Origin of the sequence: Senegalimassilia anaerobia JC110 (assembly GCF_000236865.1) — a bacterium.
GTDB lineage: Bacteria > Actinomycetota > Coriobacteriia > Coriobacteriales > Eggerthellaceae > Senegalimassilia > Senegalimassilia anaerobia.
The window spans coordinates 590,235-616,626 of the sequence record NZ_HE611014.1 but is presented as its reverse complement, the minus strand read 5'-3'; the positions used below and the strand labels follow the sequence as shown (position 1 = coordinate 616,626).

The following is a 26,392-nucleotide window of genomic DNA, read 5'->3' as shown; positions in this document are numbered from 1 at the left end:
TTCGCTTCCTTTCCCGATGCGGCGGCGCAGGGCCGCGATAGTGCCTGAAAAACGCTTCCATGATACGCGTATCATGCGCCAAACCCGCAAGCGCCGCGCAATTTCCGCATACCAACCGTATAGGGAAACGCCCGCAAAACCCCGATTGCAGCGCGGCGGCGAACACTCGCTCGCGGCGTCGCGACAAACTAGCGGCGAACGCCCGCGCATGGCACGACGGCAAGCCTGCGCGCGACACAACGGCGACGCCCCGTCCGCAACGCCGCGGCCGATCCTTGCGCAACACCGCCGCGGCGCGGATCGACCCGGCTATATCCTACCGGTCTCCTTCCCTTCCTGCTAGAATACGGCCCATGAAACTTCAACAGCTTAGATACGTCATCCAGGTAGCCGAATCCGGGTCGCTCACCGCGGCGGCAGAGAAGCTCTTCGTCGCGCAGCCCAGCCTTTCCAAAGCGGTATCGGAACTTGAACGCGAAATGGACATCACCATCTTCACGCGCTCGCGCACCGGCGTCGTCCCCACCGAAGAGGGCATGCGCTTCCTCTCGCGCGCACGCCAAGTCATCGAGCAGGCCGACCTTCTGGAAGGCGAATACAAGGGCGCCGACCGCATCCGCCGCGTGTTCGGCATCTCCACCCAACATTACGCCTTCGTGGTGAACGCGTTCGTCTCGCTCGTACGCGAATACGACCGCAACCGCTACGAATTCTCGCTGCGCGAGACGTCCACTGCCGGCATCATCGACGACGTGCGGGTGCAGCGCAGCGAGCTGGGCGTGCTGTATCGCTGCGACTTCAACGAAAGCGTCATCTCGAACGTGGTGAAGTCGGCCGACCTGCACTTCGTGCCGCTGTTCCGTGCGAAGCCGCACGTATTCGTCAGCCGCAACAGCCCGCTGGCGCACCTTGAGCGCGTCACCCTTGCCGACCTGGCACCCTACCCGCGCCTGAGCTATGACCAGGGCATCCGCAACTCGCTGTACTATGCCGAGGAGCTGCATATCGCCGAGGCCGTGGACAAGAGCATCGTGGTGACCGATCGCGCGACGCTGTTCAACCTGATCATCGGCCTTGACGGCTACACCATCTCGAGCGGCATCCTTTCCGAGGACCTCAATGGCAGCCAGATCACGTCCATCCCGCTCGAAAGCCCCGAGCATATGGAGCTGGGGTACGTCAAACGTGCCGACCGGCCGCTGTCCTCGGTCGCCGAGCGCTACCTGCAGCTGCTGCAGGAGTATGTCAACGAATACCAGCGCGAAGCCGGCGAATAAGGGCAAGGCGCAGGGCGCCCCCCATACCGCCAACCCCACTGCGCGGCAGGCCAAGCGGCAGCGCAAACCGCAAGGCGGGGCGCACGGCGCTGCCTGCCGGCGCCCGACGACGCGCGCCAAGCCGCAGCCCGCTTCCATTCCTTTTAGCTATACATAACCCTACCAAACCGATAGTTTTCTATCACGCGGGCCTGTGGCATCCTTTCCTTCGCAACACAAGCGATGAAAGGATGCCACCCATGGCCATCACCAACCCTCCCTACGCATATGACATCGTCGGCAGCTTCCTGCGCCCCGAGGCCCTCAAGCAGGCGCGCGCCGATTTCGCCGCCGGAACCATCACCCGCGAGCAACTGACCGCCGCCGAGGACGCCGCCATCGCAGACCTGGTGGAAAAGGAGAAGCAGGCGGGCCTGAAGGCCGTCACCGACGGCGAGTTCCGCCGCGCCATGTGGCACCTCGACTTCCTGGAAGGCCTGCAAAACGTCGAGCACGTCGACGCCGAAACGTGGTCGGTGGAGTTCAAGGGCCCCAAGCCCAAGGGCGCCCAGCTGGTGTTCCGCGACAAGATCGCCTTCGGCGACCACCCGTTCCTGGCCCATTTCGCCAAGCTGCGCGACATCGCCGGCGACTATCCGGTGAAGCTGACCATCCCCGCACCCTCCATGCTGCACCTCATCCCCTGCGTGCGCGGCAAGGCCACGTACCGCCCCATCGAGCGCTATGCCGATGAGTCGGTGCTCTTCGACGACATCGTGGAGGTGTACCGCGATGCCGTGCGCGCCTTCTACGACCTGGGCTGCCGCTACTTGCAGTTCGATGACACCAGCTGGGGCGAGTTCTGCGACCCGGCCAAGCGCGAGGCGTATGCCGCCGAGGGAATCGACGTCGACCAGGTGGCGAAGAGCTACGTGGACGCGATCAACCGCATCCTTGAGGCCAAGCCCGATGACATGACCATCACCACGCACATCTGCCGCGGCAACTTCCGCTCCACGTGGTTCTCCTCCGGCGGCTACGAGCCGGTGGCCGAGGTGCTCTTCGGCGGGGCGAACTACGACGGTTTCTTCCTGGAGTACGATTCCGACCGCTCCGGCGATTTCGCCCCGCTGGCGCATATCCGCGACCAGAAGGTGGTATTGGGCCTGGTCACGTCCAAGTTCCCCGAGCTGGAAAACGAGGACGACGTAATCGCGCGCATCCATGAGGCAGCGCAATACGTTCCGCTCGAGCAGCTGCGCCTGTCCACGCAGTGCGGCTTCTCCTCCACCGAGGAGGGCAACGTGCTCACCGAGGATGACCAGTGGGCCAAGATCGCGCTGGTGCGACGGGTCGTCGAGCGCGTCTGGGGCGAATAAGCGGCCAACGCACGTAACCGAACCCGATACGTTGGGCCCGGGAACGATGGTTCCGGACCCAACTTGTTTTGACGCGGGATAACGCTTGGCACAATGCTTGTTTCGAAAACGGCACCGCTCTGACTTTCTAAACCTACGCAACGGTCGCCCGAAGCGACCCCATGATAGAATCGCCGTTGACTCGTATCAGCTTCCCCGTATCGCAAAGGCTTAGGATGAACACGCGCACCACCAGCAAAGGCAGCCGAATCTCGCGCGTCCTCATGACGGCGCTCACCATCTTGCTCATCTTCCTGTTCCTCGACATCATGTCGCTCGTCGCAGACATACAAGGCACCGCGCGCGTGGTGAACTACGCCGGCTTGGTGCGCGGCACCACGCAGCGCATCGTGAAGATGGAAGATGCGGGGCTTGCGCAGGACAAAATGATCGAGTCCGTGAATTCCTACATCGATGGACTGCGCTATGGAAGCGATGACCTAGATTTGGTGCGTCTTGACGATGAAGCCTATCAGGCGAAGATGACCGAACTGGCCAACCGCTTCGCCGGCCTTCGCACCGAGATCGAGCTTGTGCGCGAAACCGGCTACCAAGACACCGACATCATCGCGAAAAGCGAGGACTTCTTCGAACTCTGCAACCAGACCACCGGGCTGGCGGAGGAATACTCGCAAGAGAAGGCCACCGCGCTCGACCGCCTGGAAAGCATCGTCATAGCCGATATCGTGGGCCTGCTGGCGTTGTTCGCCATTGAGCTTGTCCGTGCGCTGCACACCGCAGCCCTGAACAGGCAGCTGCAGCGCAAGGTGTACCTTGACGAAGCGACGGGGCTTCTCAACAAGAACAAGTGCGAGGAGATCTTGTCGCAGCCCGGGCCCATCGGCCCCGAAAGCCCCTTGGCCGTGTTCGTGTTCGACCTGAACAACCTTCGCACCATCAACAACAACCTTGGGCACGAAAAGGGCGACGAATACATCCGCTCTTTCGCGCTGCAGCTGGCGAAAGTGCAAAGCCCCCTATGCTTCACCGGCCGCTATGGCGGCGACGAGTTCCTGGCGGTGTTGCGTGGCGCCGATGCCGCACAGGCCGCGGCGCTGCTCGACCGGATAAGGCGCAACGCAGATGAGTATTCCCAGGCCCATCCCGATATGCCCATCAGCTATGCCGCCGGCTACGCCCTGTCCAGCGAATTCGAATCCCCCACCATGCGCGAGCTGTTCCGCCAAGCGGACAAGAACATGTACATAGACAAGAACAACGCGAAGATCGCCGAGGCGGCGGCGCGCCAACGGCAAAACGAGCGCATCTTGAAGCGCGTTTCCCGTCTTGGCTTCCATTTCTCCAACTGCATATACTGCGACGCGAAGCTCGATCAGTATCGTATCCTGCGCGCATCCTCAAGCATGTTCCTCGCCGACAGCGGCAACTACTCGGGCGCCGTCGAGCACATCGCATGCTCGCTGACTTGCGAGGAGCAACGGCCCGAGGTGCGCCGCGCACTGCAGCTGGAAACGCTTCGCGAACGCCTTACCCCGCAAAGCGAACCTATCGAGCTGATCTTGCAAAGCCCGGCATGGCGCGGCCGCATCACCGTGCTGCACCTAGACGATAGCGAGGAAGGGGCGCTCCATCACTTCGTGGTCGCCCTCGAGCCGTTCTCCGACGGATCGGCAAGCGAGAAGCAGCAGCTCTCCCGCTACTACGACCAGCTCAGGCAATCCATCCTCGAGAACGACGGCGGCTACGTGGACGCGCTGCTCGATTCGGCGCAGGCGGCATATTCGGTCGACCTGACCAACGATCGGCTTGAGCAGGTGTTCTTCGCGGCCGACGGGGGCTTCGCCGATCCGGACATGCAACTACCTTGCTCCTATACGGCCTTTTGCCGCGAACATGTCGGATCCGTCACCGAGAGCACGCTGGAAAGCTATCGGCTCGCAGATTCCTCGGAGAAGCTGCTTGCGCGTTTCAAAGGCGGCGCGAACGAGGTGACCATCGAATTCTGCGAAACAAGATCGGACGGCAAGCCGCAATGGTCGCAAAAGGTCGTGCTCATGTCGCAAGATTCGCAATACCGCAGCGACATCCAAGATGAGCTTCCCGTCGTGCGCGGCATCGTGCTGATCAAGAACACCTCGGCGTTCCATGAGCGGGAACAAGCGGAAAAACACCGTCTTGAGCAGGCGCTGCAAACCGCCGACTCCGAGAGCAAGGCGAAAACCGAGTTCATGAACCGCATGAGCCACGACTTCCGCACGCCCATCAACGGCATATTAGGCATGCTCGACATCATCGGAGCAAGCGAGCAAGACCCCGCGAAAACCCGTCAATGCCTGGACAAGATCCAGATATCGGCGAACCACCTGCTCGACCTGGTCAACGACGTGCTCGATATGAGCAAGCTCGGCTCCGGGCAGGCGGTGCTCGAGCAGGACGAGTTCAACCTTCTGGAATTGGCCGATGACGTGGAATCGCTCGTTGCCGCCCAGATACTGGAAAGCGGCATCTCCCACGAACGATTCTGCAAAAACGTGAAGCACAGTCAGCTCATCGGCAGCGACCTGCGGTTGCGCCAGATCATGCTCAACCTGTTCAGCAACGCCATCAAGTACAACAAGCCCGGCGGGAAGGTGGACACGTATATCACCGAGCTTTCATGCAACGGCTATACGGCGCTGTTCGAGTTCAAGATCGCCGACACCGGCATCGGCATGAGCGAGGAGTTCGTGTCCGAGCACCTTTTCAAGCCGTTCACGCAAGAGCAAAACGGCGCACGCACCCGCTACCAGGGCACCGGCTTGGGCATGTCCATCGTGAAAACGCTCATCGACGCCATGGGCGGCACCATCAGCGTGCAAAGCACGCCCGATGTCGGAACGGAGATAACCTTCACGTTGCCGTTCAAGATAAACGGCAACGTAGCGACGAAGCCTGAATGCGCTCAGGCCGCTCCGCAAGCCGAGGGCTCCCTTTCCGGCAAGCGCGTGCTGCTGGTCGAGGATAACGACCTGAACATGGAGATCGCCGAGTTCTACCTGGACCACGCCGGCGCCGCCGTGGTCAAAGCATGGAACGGCAAGGAAGCAGTCCGGATGTTCGCAAGCTCGAAGCCGGGCACGATCTCGCTGATCTTGATGGACTTGATGATGCCCGTCATGGACGGCTACGAGGCCACCCGCGCCATACGCGCGCTCGACCACCCCGACGCGTCCACCGTGCCCATCATCGCCATGACGGCCAACGCCTTCGACGAGGATCGCAAGAAATCGAAGGCCGCCGGGATGAACGCACACCTGGCGAAACCGCTTGATATGCAGGCGCTGCTGTCCGCAGCCGGACGTTTCTGCAGATAGGGCGCTGGAACACGCAAGCTCCAATCCGGTAGCAAGAATGTCGCCAGCAGGTTTTGCGGCAACAGAAACGGGGCCGTATCCTGCAGTCGGGGCCGCATCGCATCATCCTGACCCGCACTCCGATTCGCCGCGCCCGGAACAACGGTTCCGGGCGCGACTCGTTTTGATGCGCGATACCGCCTGAAAAGGCGCACGGACCGCGAAGGGTGCCCTACCCCGCAAGTACGCTCTGCCAGTCGATGGGCCGTTCGCCCGCTTCCTGCAAAATGCGATTGACCTGGGAATACGGCCGCGACCCCATGAACGCGGGCAACGTGGCGGTGGCACGGTTGGCCGAAAGCGGCGAAGGATGCGTGCTCTTGAGCACATGCTTGTTAGCAAGCGATGCCGTCGCAGGGCCCGCCTCCACGGCCTTCCAAGCCCCGTCCACTAAATCGATGGCGTGCTTGCCCCAGGTCAGGAACGCCACGGGCTGCGGCACCTCCAGGCAACGGCGCACCACATGGTCGGTAAGCACCCGCCAGCCCAACTTGGCGTGCGATGCCGCGGCGTGCTCGCGCACCGTGAGCGTGGTGTTGAGCAGCAACACGCCCTGCGCAGCCCACGACGTCAAATCCCCGCTCTCGGGCATAGGGCATCCCAAGTCGGCGGCCATCTCCTTGTACATGTTGCGAAGGCTGGGGGGCAGCTTACAGCCAGCGGGCACGGAAAACGACAACCCCATGGCCTGCCCCGGCCCGTGATACGGGTCCTGGCCCAAGATGACCACCCGCACGTCTGCGGGCGCGGTGAACGCAAGCGCGTTAAGGATATCGTCCTGCGGCGGATAGATGGTCTGCGCATCCCGCATAGCCTCCACCTGCGACAACAGCTCCTGCGTGGTTTCGCGCACCTGGTCGGGCGCGGCGTCAAGCCACGCGTTCACGTTCTCGTTCGAGCCCATGGGGCCTCCTTCTTATAGAGGGAAACGCCGGCAAGCGGCGTTTTTCCGATTGCGTATCGGCGGTGCGGGCAGGGAGCGGAGCCCGATCAACATAGCGGTCTTACCCGCCGAACGCCACAGACCCCGCAAGCTAAACGCTTTCGCACCAGCGGTTCCGAAGTTTATCCGTACTTGGCAACGATAGCCGATGTTGCCCGGCGCATCTCGCCCGCCTCGCTTCGCCATTCGATTATCATCTATCGAACGCTTTACCGACGGCCGTCCACAGCCGCAGTAACCGAGCGCTACTTCCCGCGGCGGTACTCCTTCACGCGTTCGCAGAAAACGGCCAGCTCATCGGGCGTCATCTCGTCGAGCCGCTCCAAGTTCTCAGCGAAATGAGCGAGCGTGCCCTCCTGGCGCTGCCGCAGCATGGCATTGCAATAGCTGACCACCACGCCGGTGATAAGGGCGATGTAGAAGATGCTCACCACGCTGAGCAGCACCGTGGCGATGCGCGCCACCGGCCCCGCCGCCGTCACGTCGCCGAAGCCGATGGTGGAAACTGCCTGGAAGCTGAACCACATGCCGTCGCCGAACGTGTTCGCCACCGGGTCGGCAAGCCACACCGCCAGCGAGCACAGCAGGAACACGACGACGAACAGGCAGGTGATGGGGCCGAAGCCCGCCTGACGCTCGATCTCCACGAGCATGCGCAGCCTACGCATGGCGCTCCCCTTCCCCGTCCGGCGTTGCCGAGCTTGGCGCGTTTTCGCCACCGTCGGGCAAATCCCCCGTCTTTTGCGGGCTCAACGCCTGTGGCAGAGGGATGGCCGCGCCGATGGCGGCCGCCGCCAGCATCACGATCACGCCCTTAAGCGGGAAGCACATGACCAGCAGAAGCGCCGCCATGAGCGGCTGGCGCATGACCGCACCCATAAGCGCCGAGGTGCATGCGGCAACGCAGAACACCGCGTCGGCGCCGCTGATCTGGGCAAAGCCGTAGCCAAGCGCGATTCCCGAGAAGATCACCGGGAAGAAATGGCCGCCGCGCCAGCCAAGCTTGATGCACGCGGGCGTGAGCGCCGCCTTCACGAAGCCCGTCGCCACCAACGCGCCCGCCGGGATGGCGGTCCAGCGCGCCATGAGCAGGGTAGACTGCGTTTCGCCGGCGAACATGGCGTAGGGAAGCGCCATGCCGCAAAGCGCCAAGGCCAAGCCGGCCAGCATCGCCTTGGCGACGGGCCTGTCGCCCATGCGGCGCGCCAACGCGCCGGCAGCCGCGCCCGAAGCGTGGTATGCCCAGCCGCAGGCCGTGCCCACAAGCGCCAGCGGCACCAGCCACGCAAGCTCGCGCGGCCCCACGTTGGCAGCCGAGAAACGCGGCAGCCCGCCCCCGCCGCCGATCAGCTCGGCGAGCCCGAAAAACGCACCGAGGGCGCCCACCACGGCGCACAGGTACACCGCCGCCTTGCCGGCGCGCGGCAGCTTGATGTCCACCTCGCCTTCCGGCACGCGCCCGTCGGCGGTGCCCGCAAGAGGCGCGGCGAAGCCGTAGAGCGGGGCGGTGAACAGGGCCGTCAATGCTGCCTGCGTGCCGGCCACGGTCATGGCGCGGAAGTCGGCGCCGAAGCGGCGCATGCGGTCGCCCACCCATGTGCACAAACCGGCGATCACGCCCGTCAAGCCCGCCTCGGGGCCCACGCTGCCGCCGAACAAAAGCGGCAGCAGCGCCGAAAGCGAGCGCTTGCCAAGGTGGTCGTAAGGGTAGCGCCCTTCGCCTTTCACCTTGCCCATGACCACGTTCAGCTCCTCGGGGGCGAAGCCGACATGCTTGTCGTACAGCCCGATGGCAAGGCCGCCGATCAGGCACACGATCAGCGGCCATGCGGTGAACCCGAACGGCCCCGACGCCAGCGCCGGAACCTCCCGGCCCACCGCAGCCCCGAGCATCTGCGGCAGCTTCTCCCACAAAAGCCCCAGGCCGATGTCCATGCAGAAGAAGAACGCCCACACGAACGCGCCGGCGATGGCGCCCGTGATCAGCACGCACAGCGCGAACAGCAGCCGGTTCGCCGGCTTGGCAAGCTTGCCCATGAAAACCCCTTGGCATCAAGCTGCGAACCGGGGGCACGCAGCATTGCGGATATGTCAGCCATATTGTAACCGTTGACCCGCCTGGCAAGCCAAGGACCCTCCCCCAACACGACACGCCCAAGCTGCAAGGGGCGCGGCAACCTGCCGTAGGGCCAAGTCGCAGCCGCCGCCCATGCCCAAAGCCCCATGTGTAACGAAGCCCGGACAACAAAAAACCGCCTTCCGCCCCTGATTGCTCCAGAAAACGGAAGACGGTTCGAAAAGCGGTCAAAGCCGAAACCCCGATAGCGCCGACAAGCGGCAGACGCGACTTTACGCCAGCATCATAAACAGCTTCGCCAGCACGAAGCCGATGAGGCCGCATGCCGGGAACGTGATCACCCATGCCAGCAGCATGTTCTTGGCGATGCTCCAGTTCACGCGCTTGATGGAACGGCTGGCGCCCACGCCCATGATGGCCGACGTGTTGCAGTGGCCCGTGGACACCGGCATGCCGGTCAGGCTTGCGAACAGCAGCGTGAACACCGTGGAGAAGTTGGCGGCCACGCCCTGGTACTTCTCCAGCTTCACCATGTCCATGCCCACGGATTTGATGATGCGCTTGCCGCCCACCACCGTGCCTGCCGAGATTGCCAGCGAGCACGTGATCATGACCCACATGGGGAAGCCGCCCGCGTCGGGCGTGGAGCTGCCGAAGGAAAGCGCGATGCCCAGCATGGCGATGGACATGAACTTCTGGCCGTCCTGCGCACCGTGCAGAAACGACAGCGCCACCGCGCACAGGTCCTGGATGGCGGTGAACACGATGTTAGCCGCCTGACGGTTGGCCATCTCGAACACACGCTCGATGATCTTCGTGAACACCCAACCCAGCGCAAAGCCCGCCAGCAGGGAGAACACCATACCGTAGATGACCTTGACCCACTCGGAAGGCACGACGCCCGCCCAGCCGTTCATGGCCACCGCGCCGCCGGTGATGCCGGCGATAAGGGAGTGCGATTTCGAACAAGGAATGCCGAAGAACCAGCAGAAGATGCCCCAGCCTATGGCGCCGATCATGGCCGCCACCAGGGCAAGCAAGGCGGCATCGGTGTTTCCTGAGAAGTCGACCATGCCGAACATGGTCTTCGCCACGGCCGTGGAGATGAACGTCATGCCCACCAGGCCGACGAAGTTGAACACGGCCGCCAAGGCGATGGCCGTGTTCGGCTTGAGGCAACGCGTGGAAACCACCGTCGCGATGGCGTTCGGCGCGTCGGTTGCGCCGGACACCGCGGTAACGCCGATGATAAGCACCAAAATGACGAACAGGATAGGCTGAGCCATAGCCTGCGCAAGAAAGTCAGCAAACGTAAGCGCCATGCAATTCCCCATACTCGTAAGAGCTGCGTCAATTTTTTGACGTACGCCTAACAATACTACATTCAGCCATGCGAGCGCTATGCCTTAACCCCGGCTTCTTCCATCATCTTTTCTGCATCGCACGCCATCGGGCGGCCAAACGTCGACGGTTCCGCCGACAGCCCGCTCGCGCCGCCGCCCCGAAACGCAACAGTCGGGGCGCCGCCACGCAGCAACGCCCCAACCGCAGAATACGGTAAGCCGTCCGTCTCGGCGTTAGCGCACGCCCTCGGCAATCTGGCCGTCCCGATACGCCTCCAGCAGCTGCTCAAGATCCTCGACGCGGCGGCGGATATCGGCACCGTCGTCGGTGTCGGCCACCAGCGTGCGATGCTCGACGCGCTCGACCACGCGGCGGCTCGAGTGGATATCGAGCTCCTCGACCACTGCCGCGGCCGCGGACTTCAGCGGCTCGTGCGCCGCCAGGATGAACTCGTAGGAGTTGTCGATGAGCGTGTAGCCGGCGATGCCCGTGGTGGGCTGGTAGGCCCTCGAGAACCCGCCGTCGATCATGAACACGCGCCCGCCGCACTTCACGGGGTCCTCGCCGTCCTTGACCTTGACCGGCACGTGACCGCACACGATATGCGACGTCTCCGGGTCCATGCCGAAGTCCTCGAAAATCCCCGCGATGACGCGCTCGTCCTCGATAAGCGTGTAGAAGGGGTTCTTCACCTCCTTGCGCGCGGCCTTGTCGGCGATGAGGTACAGCTCGAACGTGGCCATCTTGCTCTTCGCGAACAGCGGGCTTCCCTCGCCCAGCCACAGATACCACAAAAGGTCGCGGCCGCGACGGCTCTCCTCGGCGTCATGGCTGAAGAAGGCGGCGCGCACATAGCGCTCCATCACGTCGTAGAGCGCGCGGCCCTTGTAGCGGTGGCCGAACACGTCCACTTCCTTCAAGCTGCCGTCGGCGTTGAGCGGCACGCAGGCATGGAACATGAGGTTGCCGTTGCGGATTTTGTACAGGCTGCCCACTTCCAGCAAGAAGCGCATATGACGCTGCAGTTTCTCGCATCCGGTGAACGCGGCCTCCAAGCGGCACATCACCTCTTCCTCGGCCGGCGTGAGCGCGAAGGGGTTTTGCGGGTCCACGGTGGGGAACACGCGGTCGGTCAGCGGGTACTCCACGCCATCGACCACCACGGTGCCCGCCTCGTAATCGATCTTGTCCAGCAGCTTGCGGCTTTCCAGCCCGAACTCGGGGTACTCGTCGATCAGCGCCGCCTCCACCTTGAACTGGATGATGGCCATGGCCTTTTGGATCTTCACGTTCATCTCAAGCTCGGACGGCGACAGGTCGGGGTTGCCCTTCAGGCCGAAGCCCACGCACGGATCGTCACGGTACGCGTCAAGGGCGAAGCTTGCCAGCGGCAGGATGTTGATGCCGTAGGCGTCCTCCAAGATGGACAGGTTGCCGTAGCGGGCGCAGTTGCGCACCACATGCGCGATGCAGCCGCGCTGCCCGAGAGCCGCGCCCATCCACACGATGTCGTGGTTGCCCCACTGGATGTCCACATTATGCTGCGCCTGCAGCGTCTCCATGATGACGTCGGGCTGCGGGCCGCGATCGTAGATATCGCCGATGATGTGCAGCTGGCTGATGGCCAGGCGCTGGATGAGCTGCGCGAGCGCCTCGATGAGCGCGATGCCGCGCCCGGTGCGCACCGCCGCATCAAGGATGCCGGCATAGTACGCTTCCTTGTCCACGCCGTGGTTGTCCTCGTTCATCAGCTCCTCGATGATGTAGGCGAACTCGGCGGGCAGCGCCTTGCGCACGCGGCTTGCCGTGTACTTGCGCGCCGCGCGCTTGCACACCGCCACCAGGCGCGGCACCACGGTGGCGTACCAGGCGCGCTCGTCTTCCACGCCCGCCAAGATCAGCTTCGCCTTCTCACGCGGGTAGTAGATGAGCGTAGCCAGCTCGCGCTTCTCGGCCTCGGTCAGCTGATCGCCGAACGCCTCGTCCACCTTCAGACGGATGGAACCCGACCCGTTGCGCAGGATGTGGCTGAACGCCTCGGATTCGCCGTGGATGTCGGAGCAAAAGAACTCCGTGCCCTTCGGGAGGTTCAGGATGGCGCTCAGGTTGATGATCTCGGCCGCCGCCAGCTCCTGCGTGGGGAAAGATCGGGCCAACAATTCCAAGTAGCGCTTCTGATCCGCTTCCATGAAAACCTCCTCAGGTCATCGCACAGTGATGGCACGATGGTACCGCGCGCAGCCCTCCCCCGCGCACCCGCACCGGTAAACGGCGCAACCCGAACGCAGGCGCGCCCTCGCGCCGGTCACCACGCCGCGCGGAGATTTTCTTGTTCGCATGCCGATCGGCGAAGCGGGTTGCTCGCGGGCGGTACAATAGGCGCTGCGAACCTACGGCGACCACGTTGCCGTTACCTATATTTAGCAAGGAGCATCCATGGAACGCATTGCAAGCTTCTCCGTCGATCACCGCGTGCTCGAGCCCGGCGTGTACGTGTCGCGCCGCGACTCCGACGCCGCCACCGGCTGCACGACCACCACGTTCGACCTGCGCATGACCGCCCCCAACCGCGAGCCGGTCATGGACACCGCCGCAGTCCACGCCATCGAGCATCTCGGCGCCACCTTCCTGCGCAACGACGCCGAATGGTCCGGCCGCGTGATCTACTTCGGCCCCATGGGCTGCCGCACCGGCTTCTACCTGGTGGCCTTCGGCGAGCTCGAGTCCACCGATGTGGCCGACCTCGTGCGCCGCATGTTCGCCTTCATCCGCGATTTCGAGGGCGAGATCCCCGGCGCCAAGCCCGAGGAGTGCGGCAACTACCACGACAACGACCTCGTGCAGGCGAAATGGTGGGCACGCCGCTACATGGCCGACACCCTCGAGGTGCTCGACGAGGCGCACACGCACTACCCCGCCCTGCTCGGCTAGCGCAGGCGAACAGGATGAGCAGGGGACGGAGGTGCGTTCGGGGCAAGCCTTTCATTCCCGCAGATTCACCCAGAACACACCTCCGTCCCCTGCTCACCACCCCCTCTATTTCGCACGCGTGCGTCCTCGGCTCCCTTCCGGCGCGCGCTTCCCTTCCCCGATCAGAAAGCAGCTTATGACTACGAGCTTCAACACCATGGGCATCATCGGCGCCATGGACGTGGAAATCGCGCTGTTGCGCGAGGAGATGGCGAAGGCCGGCGCAGTGAAGATCACGCGCATCGCCGGCATGGAGTTCAACGTGGGCACCATCGGCAACACCACCGTCATCGTGGTGCAGTGCGGCGTGGGCATGGTCAACGCCGCCACGTGCGCGCAGGTGCTCGTCGACCGCTTCGGCGTGGGAGCGCTGCTCAACACCGGCATCGCCGGCTCGCTGGACGCATCCATCAACATCGGCGACATCGTGGTGGCCGACGACGCGGCCAACCACATCATGGACGTGTGCAACCTGGGCTACGCCGCAGGTCAGACGCCTGGACTGGACACGCTAGCGTTCCCCTGCAGCCCGGCGCTGTCGAAATCGGTCGTCGCCGCGGCGTCGGCGATAGGCGCCACCGCGCACACCGGCCGCGTGGCCTCGGGCGACCACTTCGTGCGCGACAACTTCGAAAAGCAGCGCATCACCGAAACGTTCGGTGCGAAGTGCTGCGAGATGGAAGGCGCGGCCATCGCGCAGGTCGCATGGGCCAACGGCGTGCCGTGCGCCATCGTGCGCGCCATCTCCGACAAGGCCGACGGATCCTCGTCCATGGACTACCCCACGTTCGAGGCGCAGGCGGCCCGCAACAGCGCCGCGCTCGTCATCGCCATGCTTAAACGGCAAGGCTAGCAAGCCTCGGAACCGGTGCCGCGCGACGCGCGGCACCGACCCGCACGCGCAGCGCCTCGGAAAACCCGGCTCGCACGAACCCGCGGGCCCGGCGCCAACCCAGACCCGCGGCCTCGAATCCCCCGCTACCCGACGATCGGACGCTTCCCCATGACCTTCGACGACAACATGCTTCCCGCCATCGACGACCCCGCCGTCAGCCTGGTGCGCGACGAACGCGGCCTGGCGCTGGTGGGCGAAGGCATGGAGCTGCGCTGCGATCTTGCAGGCATGCTGCCGCGCATCAAGCCCGGGAGGCTCTCCCACGAGCTGCTCGTCCGCGCCGCGCGCGTCAAAGGCGTCGATCAACCTCGCGCCATCGACGCCACCGCCGGGTTCGGGGAGGATGCGCTGCTGCTGGCCGCTGCCGGCTTCCATGTGCAGCTCTTCGAGCACGACCCCGTCATCGCCGCGCTGCTTGCCGACGGCCTGGCGCGCGCCGCCGCCGACCCGCAGCTTTCGCCCATCGTGGCGCGCATGCGCCTGACCAGCGGCGACAGCGTGCAGGCGCTTGCCGCACGCGCATCCATGGACGTGGCCAAACCCGACGTGGTCTACCTCGACCCGATGTTCCCCGCCCGGCAGAAAAGCGCCGCGGTCAAGAAGAAGTTCCAGCTGCTGCACCATCTGGAAGCGCCGTGCACCGATGAGGAAGGGCTGCTGCGCGCCGCCATAGCCTGCGGCCCGCGCAAGGTGGTCATCAAGCGCCCGGCGAAAGGCCCGTACCTGGCCGGCATCAAGCCCAGCTACTCCATCGACGGTAAGGCCGTGCGCTACGACTGCATCATCCCCGCCAGCATGAAGCTGTAGAGCGTGAACAGGCCTTCTAGCCCTCCACCTTCGCGTAGAGCTTCATGGCCGCCACGAACGCCTCGCCTATCGCATCGAGCGTCAGCCCGCGCGGCATCACGTAGCCGATATGCATGCGCTCGCCCGAGCGGATGGGCACCGCCGTGATGGCGCCGCGCTGCAGAAACTCCGGGTACACGCCGCTGGTCACGGTATAGGCGTCGGAGTGCAGCATGAAGCTGGTGGCGAAGCCACGATCGCTGACCTTCACCGTCTTCGCCGAGGGCGCCCACAGCGGCTCTTCGGAAAACGCCGACGACTCATAAGCCCCCTGCACGAACGACAGCTGCGGATACGGGTACAAGTCGTCAAGCGAAACGCTCTCCCGCCCCGCCAACGGGTGCCCGAAACGCAAAAACACGTGCGGCACCGCTTCGAACAGCTCGTAGAACTCCAGCTTGTTGCGGTCGAGCACGCGCCCCACCGCCCCCTCGTTGGCGCGCGAGAGATACATCACGCCCAGGTCGCTATCGCATCTTGCCACGTCATCGATGATCTGCTGCGTCTGCGTCTCGTTGAGCACCAAGTCGAACCTACCCGAACCAACCTGCTGCGCAACGTCCAAAAACGCCCGCTCCACGAACGTGAAGTGATGCGATGACACCGCGAAGCGCATTCCCTCGGGTTGGTTGCCGCCATAGCGACGCTCGAGGTTGTCCATCTGCAGCACCACCTGCCGCGCCCGGCCCAGGAACTCCATGCCCTCCTTCGTAGGCGTAGCGCCGGTGTTTCCGCGGGTGAACAGGGAAAATCCCAGTTCGCGCTCCACGACCGACACCGCCTCGGACAGGCTGGGCTGCGAAACCGACAGCACACGCGAAGCCGCCACCATCGACCCCGTTTCCGCGATCTTCAACATATAGCGCATCTGTTGCAGCGTGATCTTCATGCCAACCCTTCCGGCGAAAAGAGAAACCTTCGAAAGCCAAGTATACGTCACGCCCCGCGCCAACCCTCAAACGCCCACATGCGGATGAAGCCGTGTACGGCTCGGCTTCACCATCTCGCTTACCCTCTCCTTACACGTACGCGCGCGGGCAAGTATACTGGCGGAAAGGGGAAAGCCGCTGCGCAAAGGCGCTTTCACGCGACGCCGGGGCCGCCGTTACGTCGCGCAAACGCAAACGGAGGAGGACATCATGACCGCTATAACGCTTCTCATGGCGATCGCGCTCATCGTGCTTGCAGGCGCGGGCATTGCCGCATGGGCTCGCAACGCCCGGAAAACCGGCGCGAACGCGCCGGGCGCGCTCGCGGGCGCCGCGGTAGCTATCGCAGCCGCGGGCACGCTCGCCATCGCCCCGGCGATGCCGGCATTCGCGGCGGACGAATCGCATCACGCAGACGACGACCACGCCTGGTCAACCGATGAGATCGCCGTCGACGATGCGAGCGGCATGCTGGGAGACGACATCGTCTGGTTCGGCCAAAGCAAGCTGTTCACGAAGACGGCCGCACCTAACGACATCCTTGCCGCTGGCCAATCCATCGCCGTAAGCTCATGCACCGTATCGGGCAGCATCCGCGCAGCAGCCGAGGACATCGCCATCAGGGGCGCCGATGTGGCGCACAGCATCACCCTTGCCGCAAAAGATGCCACGGTGAGCGACACCACGGCGCAGGCGGTGGCCATCGCCGCCGGCGATGCAAGCTTCTCCGGCGAATGCAACGCGCTCTACATCTGCGCCGAGCACGCCGTCATCGACGGAACCGTCCACGGCAACGTCGTGGTCAACGCCGACTCCGTACGGCTGGGCCCGAACGCCCGCATCGAAGGCGCCGTACGCGGCTCTGCCGGCGATCAGCCCGAGATAGCCTCCTCCGCACAGCACGGCGCACTGGAGCTTTCCATCCACACGCAAGACGATAAGCCCAAGCCCGCGTTCAATGCGGTCAGCACCTTGCTGGCAGCGATCTATAGCGCCCTCGCGTGCCTGGTGACCGCGGCGGCGGCCGAATGGCTGGCGCGCAAGCACACCGCAAACGCCGCCCAGCTGGCGAAAACCCGCACCGGCTACCTGATCGCCTCCGGGATCATCGGCGCCATCGCAGCGCCCGTGGCGGTGATCATCCTGTGCTGCCTGGTCATCACACTGCCCCTTGCCGGCGCCGCAACGTTCGCCCTGATCGCGCTCACCATCGTCTCGGGCGGCTTCACCGCCGCGGCGCTGGGCAAGCTGGTCTTCAAGAATCTGGGGCGCTTCCCGGCGGCAATCGCCATGGGCGCCATCCTCGGCGCAGCCTGCGCGCTGCCCTACGTCGGCAAGCCGATCGCAGCCGCTTGCTTCATGTTCGCCCTAGGCTACAGCATCCAGAACGCGTTCCTGGGATTGACGAACCGCAACGAGGGCGCACCGACGCCGCAGACGGGCAACCCCGTCTCGGCCGCAGCGGCGCCCGATGCTCCGCAAAACGGCTCCGGCAATCCGCCGCAGGCGCCCACGGCATAACCTGCACACCACGCAAAAGGGGCTCGACGCGATTCAACGCGTCGAGCCCCTTCGTCATAAGCAACCGATTCTTGCAATCAACCGAACGCAGCATCCGGCCGAAACCCCGGCTTCGCCGCCGGCACGACAACCGCACACCCGGCCACTCCCGACCGAAGGCCTTCAGCAAGCGCAAGCCCTAGGCAAGCCCCAGCCAGATGGCAACCTTCGGCGCGTATCCCAGCACGAAGATCACCACGATCAGCGCCGGGATGCCGTACTTCAGCCACAGGCGCGTCCAGCGCGGGAACTTCACGCCCTCGCCCTGGTCGGCCTCGGCAAGGAAGCTCTCCCATCCCCAGCCGCGGCGCGTGGTGCAGAACAGCACGAACGCCAGGCTGCCCAGCGGCAGCATGTTGTTCGACACGATGAAGTCCTCGATGGACTGGATATCGCCGATGGCCGGGATGGTGACGCCCGACAGCACGTTGAAGCCCAGCGCGCACGGGATGGAAAGCACCAGCACCAGCACGGCGTTGAAGATCACGGCACGGCTGCGCATCATGCCCCATTTGTCCATGGACCAGCTGATCAGGTTCTCGAACACCGCGATGACGGTGGACAGCGACGCGAACGCCATGAACACGAAGAACAAGCAGCCCCACACGTTGCCAAGCGGCATCTGTCCGAACACCACCGGCAGCGTCACGAACACCAGCGACGGGCCCTGATCAGGGGAAACACCATAGGCGAAGCACGCCGGGAAGATGATGAGGCCCGCCAGGATGGCCACCACGGTGTTCAGCGCAGTGACGGAGACCGCCTCGCCGGTAAGGCTACGCTGGCGACCGATGCGCGATCCGAAGATCTCCATGGCCGCAATGCCCAGCGACAAGCTGAAAAACGCCTGGCCCATGGCCGCGTACACCGCATCGCCGAACGTCGACCACCCGTCGGCGAACAGGCGCCCGAAGTCGGGCACCAGGTAAAATGCAATGCCCTCGGCGGCGCCGGGCAGCGTGACGGCGCGGATGCACAGCGCGATCATCACCACGAACAACGTGGCCATCATGACCTTCGTGACGCGCTCGACGCCCTTTTGCAGGCCCAAGCTGCACACCAGAAAGCCGATCACCACGGCCACGACCATCCATCCGATCAGCCACGCGGGATTCTCCAGCATACCGCTGAACGCCGCACCCGCAAAAGCGGCATCGGCGCCGTCGAACATGCCCGACGCCATCTGCGGCACGTACGAGATCATCCATCCGCACACGGTGGTGTAGAACATCATCAAGATCATGCAGCCGATATAGCCCCACCACGAGAACCAATGCCACTTTCCGCTCGGCTGCAGCTTATCGAAGGCCTGCGCGGCCGAGCGCTGCGATGCGCGCCCCACGGCGAACTCCATGACCATGACGGGCATGCCCAAGATCACCAAAAACACCAGGTACAGCAGCACGAACGCCGCTCCACCGTACTCGCCGGTGATGTAGGGGAAGCGCCACACGTTGCCCAACCCGATCGCGCATCCGGCGCTGATCAGGATAAATCCCAGCCGCGACGCGAAATGCTCGCGCGAGGCCGGCGTCTCCTTGCCCGACGCCGCCACGGGCGCCTTGGGTGCGTTTTCCGCCATATCCATTCCCTTTCCCAACGCAAAGGGACGGCCACCTCGGGCAACCGTCCCATAGCAAGCTGAAACGTTGCGCCCGCATACGCAGGCGCAACGTCATATGGTACCACTATCGCAGGGCAGCCCCATCCAACCTCTTCAGGGTGGTTTTATGGAAACCCGTCCCTGCTTTCTCCACGGTTCCGGGGCTCTCGGCGGTTTTCCCAACGCCGCAGCACGGGGAAGCGCTACTTGCGGGCGTCGTTCCCGACGTTGCGCGCGGCGTTGGCCTGCTGCTCGCTGAAGGCATCCGCCTCCTTGAGCTGCGCGGCGTTCTCCATAAGCTCATCGGCCGTCGGCTCCGCCTCGTCGTGCTCGCAGGTCAGCTGGTACGGCGCGATATCGTTGCGCGAGAGCAGCAGCTTCATCTCGCGCTTCAAGCTGCGCTCGAGCGCCGCGCGATCAGTCTCCGAGCATGTCGCCACCACGCGGATGGTCATAGCCGAATCGGTCAGCTCGACCACGCCCTTGTAGAACGGGCCGTCCAAGATCTCGGGCACGCGCTCGGCCACCTTCGGCAGCTCGCGCGAAAGCACGTTCTCCACGTACGGCAGGCTCTCGCCCGTGGGAATGACCACATCGACGTTGGCATAGGAGTCGAGCTTGGTCTTGTTCACCACGTTGGATATGCCGCTGTTGCGCAGGACCAGCACATCCCCGGCCCCGTTCTTGATCTTCGTGGTGCGCACGCCGATCTCCATGACGGTGCCGGTGCTGCTACCCACCTGGATGATGTCGCCAACGCGGAACTCGCCCTCGAAGATGATGAACAGACCGCACAGGATATCGGTGATAAGGTCCTTCGCGCCGAACGACAGCGCCAAGGTGATGATGCCCATGGAAGCCAGAAGCGTTGCGGTGTCGACGCCCAACACGCCAAGGCACCAATACAGCATGAACACGACCATGCCGTACTTCACCACGCTTGAAAGCAAACGGCACACCGTCTCGCCGCGCGTCCCCAGCACGTCGGACAGCAGGCGCAGCACCCACTGCGCGATCGTCGCCACGGTGATCGCCACGCATGCGTACATAATGGACGCCGTGACGGCGAACACGTTCACGCCGCGCTCCCAGTCATCGCCCAGGATGTAGGCGAACACCGAATCCGACGAGAAGACCCTGTCGCCGAACACCACCGCCAGGAACACGCAGAACACGCCCACGCCCGCAAACCAGCGGATCACCGTCGCCAGCTTCTGCTCGGGGGACTTCTCGTTCCAGGCCATGGACCCGTTCAGCCAGCGGCTGACCGCGCTCTCCGTGCGCTTCGTGCGACCATCTGCCATGACCACGTTCACCATGCGCGCATCGGAGCCGCGATGCCCCCTTCGCGCCGACGGACGGCCCTGCTCGCCCGGCTCGCCCTGCGCGCGATGCTCAAGGGACAGCACGGCGAACACGAACAGCAGGCAGATCAGCGCGATGACGCCCGTGGCCACGGAAAGGGGGCCGCGTTCGGCCATCAGCTCGCCTTCGGGGCCGGCAACGAACAGGTAATAGTCGGCAAGCTCGGTGCAATTTGCGAAATACCGCTCGCCGCCCACGGTGATGTAGTCTGAGAACCCGTCTTTGATCTGGGTCTTCTCCAAGCCCAGCTCCTCGGCGGACTTGCCGATGTATTTGGCGTTCGGATAATACGCCACAGTGTCGTCCTCTTTGCCCAAAGCGAAGGCGAATCCCTCAGAACCCACCTTCACGCCGTCGAGCACATGGTCGATCTGCAGGCTCTTCATCAGCGTCGCCAGATTCGACGTGCGCACGCCGATCTGCACGAGGCCGCTTGCTATGCCGCTATCGTCGTAAAGCGCGACGCCCAGCCATTGGTCCACCTCGCCCGTCGATGCGTTGACCGACGGTTCCTGGATGAACTCGTCCTTGCCCGCCAACAGGCTGCGGAACGCATAGGACGAATCGCCGTAGGTGTTCGACAGGCTGTAGCTGCGCTGCGAGGTGTTCGACGCCGTCATGTTCCCGTTGCCATCGAACACGTACACATAGGCGACCTGCAGCGCATCGGCCATCTCGACCAGCTTCCCATGGGAGACCAGCTCGGGGTTTCGCTCGATCATGTACGCGGCAAGGTGGTTCTTGTCAAGATAACGCTGCGCATACTGGTCCTCCAGCACGTCCGCCCTCTTGGTGTTCGACGCCAGCGTCTCGGAGACCTCGGCGCAACGCTGGCCGTTGGCCACGGCCTGGCTGGACAAGGCGAACAACGTCTGCATATAGAAGGCGACGCCGACGATCGCCAGGAACCCGACGATGGAAAGCACGATGGCCTTCTTGCCGATGGCCTTGTTGTAGCGGTATCCGCCGAACGAGACGCTCCCCTCGCCCGCGCCCGCGCGCAAGCCCTCCTGCATCACGAAGATGCCGTACAAGGCCACGGCGGCCATCACGGCAAGGAACACGAACAAGATGACGCCGACGGTGATCGCGCGGGAACCCGCCAGATCCGCCTCGGGGACGCAGTACAGATAATACGCATCATCGATTTGGAACACGCCGCAGTACAGCGCCTCGCCATTGAACTCGGCATGGAAGAAGTTGCCGTCTTCAAGCTCCGAGACGTCAAGCCCCGCCTCAAGGGCGTCGGCGCCCACCACGGCGGTATCGGGGCTGTACGTGACCAGATAATCCCGTGCGGAAACCGCCATGACGTAGCCGTTGCGCCCGACGGTCATATCCTTGAGCACGCTGGCGGTCGAGCTAGTGCCATCGACAAGCTCGCGCAGCTCGGAGGGGCTGTTCTCGATGACCACCATGGAATCGTCGTCGAGCGCGCACGCGTAATAGCGCTCCAGCCATCCCCGCTCGGGCAGCTCGATCTCCACCGCATCGGAGGCCTTGCCCGTATCAAACGTCACCCGTAAAGCATTGAACCTGTCGTAGGCGAAGTTCGCCTTGGTATCGGCGGCCTTCGCCACAACCTGCCCGTCACGCGCGACGACCATGATGTTGTCGACCTTCAGCAGGTCCTTGTATTCCCGCATCTTCGCATCGGATGCCTCGAACCCGACGTCGTTGCGCGCCATGAAGGCGACGCTTTCCGCCTTGCTTTGGTAAATCGCGTCGAACGTCTCCTCGTTGCCCACCGTCTCATCGGCCGCAGCCTGCAAGACGCCGGGCAGCTCGGCCGCCTCTTGGCGGATCTCGTGGTCGAGGCTCTCAAGCTGCAAACGCTCCTGCATGCCGTTGAGCAATATGCCCATGACCACCATGCTGACGGCTATCGCCACCGCCAGGATGACGGCTTTCCCCTTCGTACGGTACATCACGGCACCTGCCTCCTTATCCTTAATCCCATGCGTCGATGATCGCGGCGACGGTGCCGTCGTCGACCATGCCCCTGACGGCGTCCCCTACGCGACCGGACAGCGCACTGCCCTTCTGCGTGGCGACGGCATAACGTTGCGGGTCGATGGAAAAACCGGGCAAGATGACGCGCTCGTCGTTGAGATACGCCTTGGCGATGACCCCGTCGCACGCCATCACGTCCACCTCGCCCGATTCAAGGGCGTCAGAGAGCTCCTGATAGCTGGAATACATCATCAGATGCCAGGTGTCGTATTCGGCATCGCAGCCATCCGAAGATGCCGAAAGCTGCTTGCCGTCGCTGAAGCCCACCTCCGCAAGATGGCGGGCCAGCTGTGGGGCCGTGTTCGCGCCAGACATGACGCCGAAGGTGCATCCGCCCAAGTCGTCGATGCCCTTGATAAGCGAGGTGTCCTGCGCCACCAAGATGATGGAGTCGGTGCAATACTCGGGCGAGAAATCGAAGAGCTCCGAGCGCTCATCCGACACCGAGTAGCATGCGATCAGGCAATCCACCGCCCCTCTTTGCAGCATCTCCTCGCGGCTTTCGGGCGTGACCGCCGTGAACTCCGCGCCGGCATAGCCCAAGCGACGCGCCAGCTCCTCGGCGATATCCACTTCCGCACCATAGAACTTCCCCGTGTGCTCGTTATAGGAGCTGAAGCCCACCACATCGGCGCGTACCCCGACCTTGAGCACGCCGCCGGACGCTTCCCCGGCGGCGCATCCGCCCAGCAGGCACGCGCACGCCGCCATGCACACCGCAAGCAGGCAAACCGCCCATCTCGCTTTGAAAACGCTCCCCATACGGTCCCCTTTCCTTTCCGGAAACGCCTTGCGCCCCGAACAGGCGCCGCGCGATTCCCATAGAGCCTCGATTCTACTCGCGCGCGGTACCCGAGCCGTCGGAACCGCCCGTTTCAATCGCTCGTTGAGGGGGAGGTGTTTCCACGCCCTATCCCCTCATCCCACCGCCCTGCAACGCACGCGCCGTGTGATGCCGTTTTTCGCGGCCCCACCTCAAGCATCGCGAAATAGCACCCGCTTCCGCCAAGAAGGGGTATCATTTGGTTCGATACCCCGATCCCGAACCAGCTGAGGCACCCCCGACATGAACATCAACCAGGTTAAGTACTTCGTCACCGTATATGAGCAGGGAAGCATCTCCACGGCGGCGCGAGGCCACAACGTCTCAGCCCAAGCGGTGTCGAAGGCCATCAGCGACCTGGAAAGGGAATATGGGCAGAAGCTGTTCGATCGCACGAACAGCGGCGTCAGCCCCACCGTGCAAGGCCGCGCGTTCTATCAGAAGGCCAAGGTTGCAGCGAGGGCGTACACGGACCTGGAAACGATGTCCTTCGGCGGCGGGCTGCCCGAACCGAAAGCCTGGCGCCGTTCCGAATGGCCCTTTGCTCGCCCGCCTTCGACGGCGACGATCAGCTGCGCCGGGCGTGGTCGATGTTCTTCCAACGCAACACCGGTATGCCCATCACGTTCGATCTGGCAAGCCGCGAGCAGATGGCGCGCGGCATCGACCCCGATGAATACGACGCGCTCGTGACCATCGGCAAATACGAGAGGCAAGGCTGCACGTGCACCCCCATGGGATCCCTTCCCACCGGCATCACCGTGGCGCGCACGCATCCCCTTGCATCGAAGGAGTTCGTCACCTTTGCCGACCTGGGTAAATACCCGGCGGGGGAATCCGGCGTCTACGATTCGTTCAATAGCTCGATCTTGGTCACCTGCAAGCAGCTTCACCTGGTGAGCAACGTCAACCAGATCACGACCGCCGCCGACGCGCTGGCGCACATCACCATCAAGCAAGGGTATTACTTCAGCGTGGTGCTGAACCGCCTGAGGAAGGCGAAGCTCGCGACCGCGCTCATCCCCATCGACCCGGCCGAAGACCCGCGCATCCCCATCTGCATCGTCACGCGCGACGACCGCGAAACCGCGCGCCATCGCGTAGTGCGAAACTTCGCCCTGCACGCGATGGACCTGGTAGGCAGCTAAACCGCGCCTTCCCGGCGCCTCCCCCGGCCGAACCTCACCGGCGAAAACGGAGTCCGCAGGCATTCTGCACCACCAGCCGCAGGCCCACCCAGAACTCCCTTATAATGTGCGCATCAGGAAACATCACCTAGGAAAGACGCCCCGTGAGCACCATCGAACCCGCCGACACCGCCCTGCCCAACCACAACAACCAGAAGAAGATCGCGCTCATCAACGACTTCACCGGCTTCGGCCGATGCTCGGTGGCGGTGCAGCTTCCCGTCATCTCCCTGCTTGGCGTGCAATGCTGCGCGCTGCCCACCTCGGTGCTGTCCAACCACACGGGCTTCCCCAGCTACAGCTTCCAAGATTTCACGCCCTACATGCGCGAGCACATCCGCGAGTGGCGCAAGCTCGGCCTGAGGTTCCGCGGCATCTGCACGGGCTTTTTGGGCTCGGCGGAGCAGATCGCGGTGGTCAGCGAGTTCATCGATGAGTTCGGCGGCCCCGACTGCATCGTGATGGTCGACCCCGTCATGGGCGACGAAGGCCATCCTTACGGCACCTACACGCCGGAGATGTGCGAGCGCATGGCCGAGCTCACGGCGAAGGCCGACATCATCACCCCGAACCTCACCGAAGCGTGCATCCTGACAGGCGTGCCCTTCAGCAAGGACATGACCTGCGAAGATGCCGCCATGATCGCCCAGCAGCTATCGGAAACCGGTCCTGCGCGCGTGGTGGTCACCGGCGTGGAGTTCCAAGACCGCGTAGCCAACGTGTGCTACGAGCGGGGCTGCACGTCCTTCACCGTGCAGACCGCGCGCTTAGGCGGGCAGCGCTCCGGCACCGGCGACGTGTTCTCCGCCATCCTCATCGCCGACGCGGTCAACGGCGTGCCGCTGGAGAAGTCGGTGGAGAAGGCCTCGCACTTCGTGTGCACCTGCGTCGAGCGCGCCATCGACATGGACCTGCCGCGCACCGACGGCCTGCCCATCGAGGAGGAGCTGCGCAACCTGCGCTAGCATCGCGCACCGCGCGCCGGCCGAGGACGTGCACCTTGCAGCAGGCGCACCTTAAGGCGTACCCTAAACGGAAACGGGAAGGCGAACCGCATCGCGACCTTCGCCCCCCACCTCAAGCGAAAGAGGCTCATCATGGCGAAAACGAAAGCCGAGACCATCGTATACCCCGTGCACAACGGGCTCTATGTCAACCTGACCAACCGCTGCAGCTGCGCTTGCACCTTCTGCATCCGCCAAACCGCCGACGGCGTGGGCCAGGACGGCGAAGGCGGCGAGAACAACCTGTGGCTCGACCACGAGCCCTCCTTCGAGGAGGTCATGGCCGCGTTCGACGAGCAGGACATGAGCCGCTACGAAGAGGTGGTCTTCTGCGGCTACGGCGAACCTACCTGCGCCTTCGACACACTCAAGCGCGTGGCCGCCGAAGTGAAGCGCCGTTACAACCTGCCCGTGCGCGTGAACACCAACGGCCAGGGCAGCCTGATCTGCGGCCGCGATATCGCGCCGGAGTTCGAGGGCATCGTGGACACGGTCTCCATCAGCCTGAACACCCCCAATGCCGACGAGTACGCCGCCATCGTGCGCAGCCGCTTCGGCGACAAGGCGTTCCCGGGCATGCTCGACTTCGCCCGCGAAGTGCGCAAATACGTGCCCAACGTCGTGATGACCACCGTGGAGACGACCATCAGCCACGAGGACGAAGCCGCCTGCCAGCGCATCTGCGACGAGCTGGGCGTGCGCTATCGCATCCGCGCCTGGGTGAACTCGTAAGGCCCGGCACGGCCCGGACAGCAAGCCAAGCAACAGCAAGGCCCGCGGCGCAAACCGCGGGCCTTGCTCGTCTC

General features: G+C 64.1%; 20 protein-coding genes. 11 read left to right on the top strand and 9 right to left on the bottom strand.

The genetic code is table 11. The features are described from left to right. Positions 1 to 353: 353 nt before the first annotated feature. From SFHG_RS02550 to SFHG_RS02540, 3 genes are all read left to right on the top strand, one after another. Entirely contained in the window at positions 354 to 1,277 is a 924-nt protein-coding gene (locus tag SFHG_RS02550) for a LysR family transcriptional regulator (RefSeq protein ID WP_042433005.1), read from the top strand. 239 nt (positions 1,278 to 1,516) lie between these two features. Then, positions 1,517 to 2,635: a 5-methyltetrahydropteroyltriglutamate--homocysteine S-methyltransferase gene (locus tag SFHG_RS02545; RefSeq protein WP_042433002.1), complete on the top strand. Its 1,119-nt coding sequence runs from the start codon at positions 1,517 to 1,519 to the stop codon at positions 2,633 to 2,635. Positions 2,636 to 2,850: 215 nt separating this feature from the next. Further along, positions 2,851 to 5,988: an ATP-binding protein gene (locus SFHG_RS02540; protein WP_042433000.1), complete on the top strand. Its 3,138-nt coding sequence runs from the start codon at positions 2,851 to 2,853 to the stop codon at positions 5,986 to 5,988. Between the two features lie 211 nt (positions 5,989 to 6,199). On the opposite strand, the gene ung is transcribed toward SFHG_RS02540, so the two are convergent. The 5 genes from ung to SFHG_RS02515 form a co-directional block, all read right to left on the bottom strand. Next, positions 6,200 to 6,931 (bottom strand): uracil-DNA glycosylase, encoded by a 732-nt coding sequence (ung, locus tag SFHG_RS02535; protein ID WP_052297773.1) that lies wholly within the window; start codon positions 6,929 to 6,931, stop codon positions 6,200 to 6,202. Between the two features lie 284 nt (positions 6,932 to 7,215). Continuing rightward, positions 7,216 to 7,638, bottom strand: a complete 423-nt coding sequence (locus SFHG_RS02530; protein ID WP_042432998.1) for a potassium channel family protein — start codon at positions 7,636 to 7,638, stop codon at positions 7,216 to 7,218. Continuing rightward, positions 7,631 to 9,007 carry a chloride channel protein gene (locus tag SFHG_RS02525; protein WP_042432993.1) on the bottom strand — a complete coding sequence of 459 codons (1,377 nt, stop codon included), beginning with the start codon at positions 9,005 to 9,007 and terminating at the stop codon, positions 7,631 to 7,633. The genes SFHG_RS02530 and SFHG_RS02525 overlap by 8 nt, the downstream gene beginning before the upstream one ends. Positions 9,008 to 9,319: 312 nt before the next feature. Then, positions 9,320 to 10,369, bottom strand: a complete 1,050-nt coding sequence (locus SFHG_RS02520) for an inorganic phosphate transporter (RefSeq protein WP_042432990.1) — start codon at positions 10,367 to 10,369, stop codon at positions 9,320 to 9,322. A gap of 255 nt (positions 10,370 to 10,624) precedes the next feature. Further along, the gene (locus SFHG_RS02515) at positions 10,625 to 12,580 is read right to left on the bottom strand and encodes a fructose-bisphosphatase class III (RefSeq protein ID WP_042432987.1); all 1,956 of its coding nucleotides are present in this window, start codon (positions 12,578 to 12,580) and stop codon (positions 10,625 to 10,627) included. Positions 12,581 to 12,827: 247 nt separating this feature from the next. Between SFHG_RS02515 and SFHG_RS02510 the strand changes: the two genes are divergently transcribed. From SFHG_RS02510 to SFHG_RS02500, 3 genes are all read left to right on the top strand, one after another. After that, positions 12,828 to 13,322, top strand: a complete 495-nt coding sequence (locus SFHG_RS02510) for an S-ribosylhomocysteine lyase (protein WP_042432983.1) — start codon at positions 12,828 to 12,830, stop codon at positions 13,320 to 13,322. Between the two features lie 175 nt (positions 13,323 to 13,497). Next, positions 13,498 to 14,214, top strand: coding sequence for a 5'-methylthioadenosine/adenosylhomocysteine nucleosidase (locus tag SFHG_RS02505; protein WP_238318246.1), 717 nt, complete (start codon positions 13,498 to 13,500; stop codon positions 14,212 to 14,214). A gap of 150 nt (positions 14,215 to 14,364) precedes the next feature. Further along, entirely contained in the window at positions 14,365 to 15,063 is a 699-nt protein-coding gene (locus tag SFHG_RS02500; protein WP_081468889.1) for a class I SAM-dependent methyltransferase, read from the top strand. A gap of 16 nt (positions 15,064 to 15,079) precedes the next feature. On the opposite strand, the gene SFHG_RS02495 is transcribed toward SFHG_RS02500, so the two are convergent. Then, positions 15,080 to 15,991 (bottom strand): LysR family transcriptional regulator, encoded by a 912-nt coding sequence (locus tag SFHG_RS02495; protein ID WP_202898044.1) that lies wholly within the window; start codon positions 15,989 to 15,991, stop codon positions 15,080 to 15,082. A gap of 250 nt (positions 15,992 to 16,241) precedes the next feature. Between SFHG_RS02495 and SFHG_RS02490 the strand changes: the two genes are divergently transcribed. Further along, positions 16,242 to 17,552, top strand: a complete 1,311-nt coding sequence (locus SFHG_RS02490) for a bactofilin family protein (protein WP_042432980.1) — start codon at positions 16,242 to 16,244, stop codon at positions 17,550 to 17,552. A gap of 178 nt (positions 17,553 to 17,730) precedes the next feature. Here SFHG_RS02490 and SFHG_RS02485 read toward each other — a convergent pair whose 3' ends face one another. From SFHG_RS02485 to SFHG_RS02475, 3 genes are all read right to left on the bottom strand, one after another. Then, positions 17,731 to 19,173 (bottom strand): sodium-dependent transporter, encoded by a 1,443-nt coding sequence (locus tag SFHG_RS02485; RefSeq protein ID WP_148514787.1) that lies wholly within the window; start codon positions 19,171 to 19,173, stop codon positions 17,731 to 17,733. A gap of 224 nt (positions 19,174 to 19,397) precedes the next feature. Next, positions 19,398 to 22,487, bottom strand: coding sequence for a mechanosensitive ion channel domain-containing protein (locus tag SFHG_RS02480; RefSeq protein ID WP_042432975.1), 3,090 nt, complete (start codon positions 22,485 to 22,487; stop codon positions 19,398 to 19,400). A gap of 22 nt (positions 22,488 to 22,509) precedes the next feature. Continuing rightward, a complete protein-coding gene (locus SFHG_RS02475; protein WP_042432972.1) occupies positions 22,510 to 23,334 on the bottom strand; it encodes a transporter substrate-binding domain-containing protein in 825 nt (274 codons plus the stop codon). A 304-nt stretch (positions 23,335 to 23,638) separates the two neighbouring features. Here SFHG_RS02475 and SFHG_RS10345 point away from each other — a divergent pair, with 304 nt between their 5' ends. From SFHG_RS10345 to SFHG_RS02460, 4 genes are all read left to right on the top strand, one after another. Beyond that, complete coding sequence (locus SFHG_RS10345) at positions 23,639 to 24,088, top strand: LysR family transcriptional regulator (protein ID WP_081468888.1); 450 nt, start codon at positions 23,639 to 23,641, stop codon at positions 24,086 to 24,088. Next, a complete protein-coding gene (locus SFHG_RS02470) occupies positions 24,010 to 24,543 on the top strand; it encodes a LysR substrate-binding domain-containing protein (protein ID WP_162096554.1) in 534 nt (177 codons plus the stop codon). Before SFHG_RS10345 ends, SFHG_RS02470 begins: the two co-directional genes overlap by 79 nt. Positions 24,544 to 24,686: 143 nt before the next feature. After that, entirely contained in the window at positions 24,687 to 25,547 is an 861-nt protein-coding gene (locus tag SFHG_RS02465) for a pyridoxamine kinase (RefSeq protein WP_202898043.1), read from the top strand. A 132-nt stretch (positions 25,548 to 25,679) separates the two neighbouring features. After that, complete coding sequence (locus SFHG_RS02460; RefSeq protein ID WP_042432964.1) at positions 25,680 to 26,318, top strand: TatD family nuclease-associated radical SAM protein; 639 nt, start codon at positions 25,680 to 25,682, stop codon at positions 26,316 to 26,318. Positions 26,319 to 26,392: the final 74 nt, after the last annotated feature.

What these genes read in the sequence shown, in the direction of transcription:
- SFHG_RS02530 (WP_042432998.1), bottom strand. Translation starts at nt 7,638, where the DNA reads ATGCGTAGGCTGCGCATGCTCGTGGAGATCGAGCGTCAGGCGGGCTTC.
- SFHG_RS10345 (WP_081468888.1), top strand. Translation starts at nt 23,639, where the DNA reads ATGAACATCAACCAGGTTAAGTACTTCGTCACCGTATATGAGCAGGGA.
- SFHG_RS02460 (WP_042432964.1), top strand. Translation starts at nt 25,680, where the DNA reads ATGGCGAAAACGAAAGCCGAGACCATCGTATACCCCGTGCACAACGGG.
- SFHG_RS02480 (WP_042432975.1), bottom strand. Translation starts at nt 22,487, where the DNA reads ATGTACCGTACGAAGGGGAAAGCCGTCATCCTGGCGGTGGCGATAGCC.
- SFHG_RS02510 (WP_042432983.1), top strand. Translation starts at nt 12,828, where the DNA reads ATGGAACGCATTGCAAGCTTCTCCGTCGATCACCGCGTGCTCGAGCCC.
- SFHG_RS02490 (WP_042432980.1), top strand. Translation starts at nt 16,242, where the DNA reads ATGACCGCTATAACGCTTCTCATGGCGATCGCGCTCATCGTGCTTGCA.
- SFHG_RS02515 (WP_042432987.1), bottom strand. Translation starts at nt 12,580, where the DNA reads ATGGAAGCGGATCAGAAGCGCTACTTGGAATTGTTGGCCCGATCTTTC.
- SFHG_RS02525 (WP_042432993.1), bottom strand. Translation starts at nt 9,007, where the DNA reads ATGGGCAAGCTTGCCAAGCCGGCGAACCGGCTGCTGTTCGCGCTGTGC.
- ung (WP_052297773.1), bottom strand. Translation starts at nt 6,931, where the DNA reads ATGGGCTCGAACGAGAACGTGAACGCGTGGCTTGACGCCGCGCCCGAC.
- SFHG_RS02475 (WP_042432972.1), bottom strand. Translation starts at nt 23,334, where the DNA reads ATGGGGAGCGTTTTCAAAGCGAGATGGGCGGTTTGCCTGCTTGCGGTG.
- SFHG_RS02545 (WP_042433002.1), top strand. Translation starts at nt 1,517, where the DNA reads ATGGCCATCACCAACCCTCCCTACGCATATGACATCGTCGGCAGCTTC.
- SFHG_RS02495 (WP_202898044.1), bottom strand. Translation starts at nt 15,991, where the DNA reads ATGAAGATCACGCTGCAACAGATGCGCTATATGTTGAAGATCGCGGAA.
- SFHG_RS02500 (WP_081468889.1), top strand. Translation starts at nt 14,365, where the DNA reads ATGACCTTCGACGACAACATGCTTCCCGCCATCGACGACCCCGCCGTC.
- SFHG_RS02520 (WP_042432990.1), bottom strand. Translation starts at nt 10,369, where the DNA reads ATGGCGCTTACGTTTGCTGACTTTCTTGCGCAGGCTATGGCTCAGCCT.
- SFHG_RS02550 (WP_042433005.1), top strand. Translation starts at nt 354, where the DNA reads ATGAAACTTCAACAGCTTAGATACGTCATCCAGGTAGCCGAATCCGGG.
- SFHG_RS02540 (WP_042433000.1), top strand. Translation starts at nt 2,851, where the DNA reads ATGAACACGCGCACCACCAGCAAAGGCAGCCGAATCTCGCGCGTCCTC.
- SFHG_RS02505 (WP_238318246.1), top strand. Translation starts at nt 13,498, where the DNA reads ATGACTACGAGCTTCAACACCATGGGCATCATCGGCGCCATGGACGTG.
- SFHG_RS02470 (WP_162096554.1), top strand. Translation starts at nt 24,010, where the DNA reads ATGCCCATCACGTTCGATCTGGCAAGCCGCGAGCAGATGGCGCGCGGC.
- SFHG_RS02485 (WP_148514787.1), bottom strand. Translation starts at nt 19,173, where the DNA reads ATGGCGGAAAACGCACCCAAGGCGCCCGTGGCGGCGTCGGGCAAGGAG.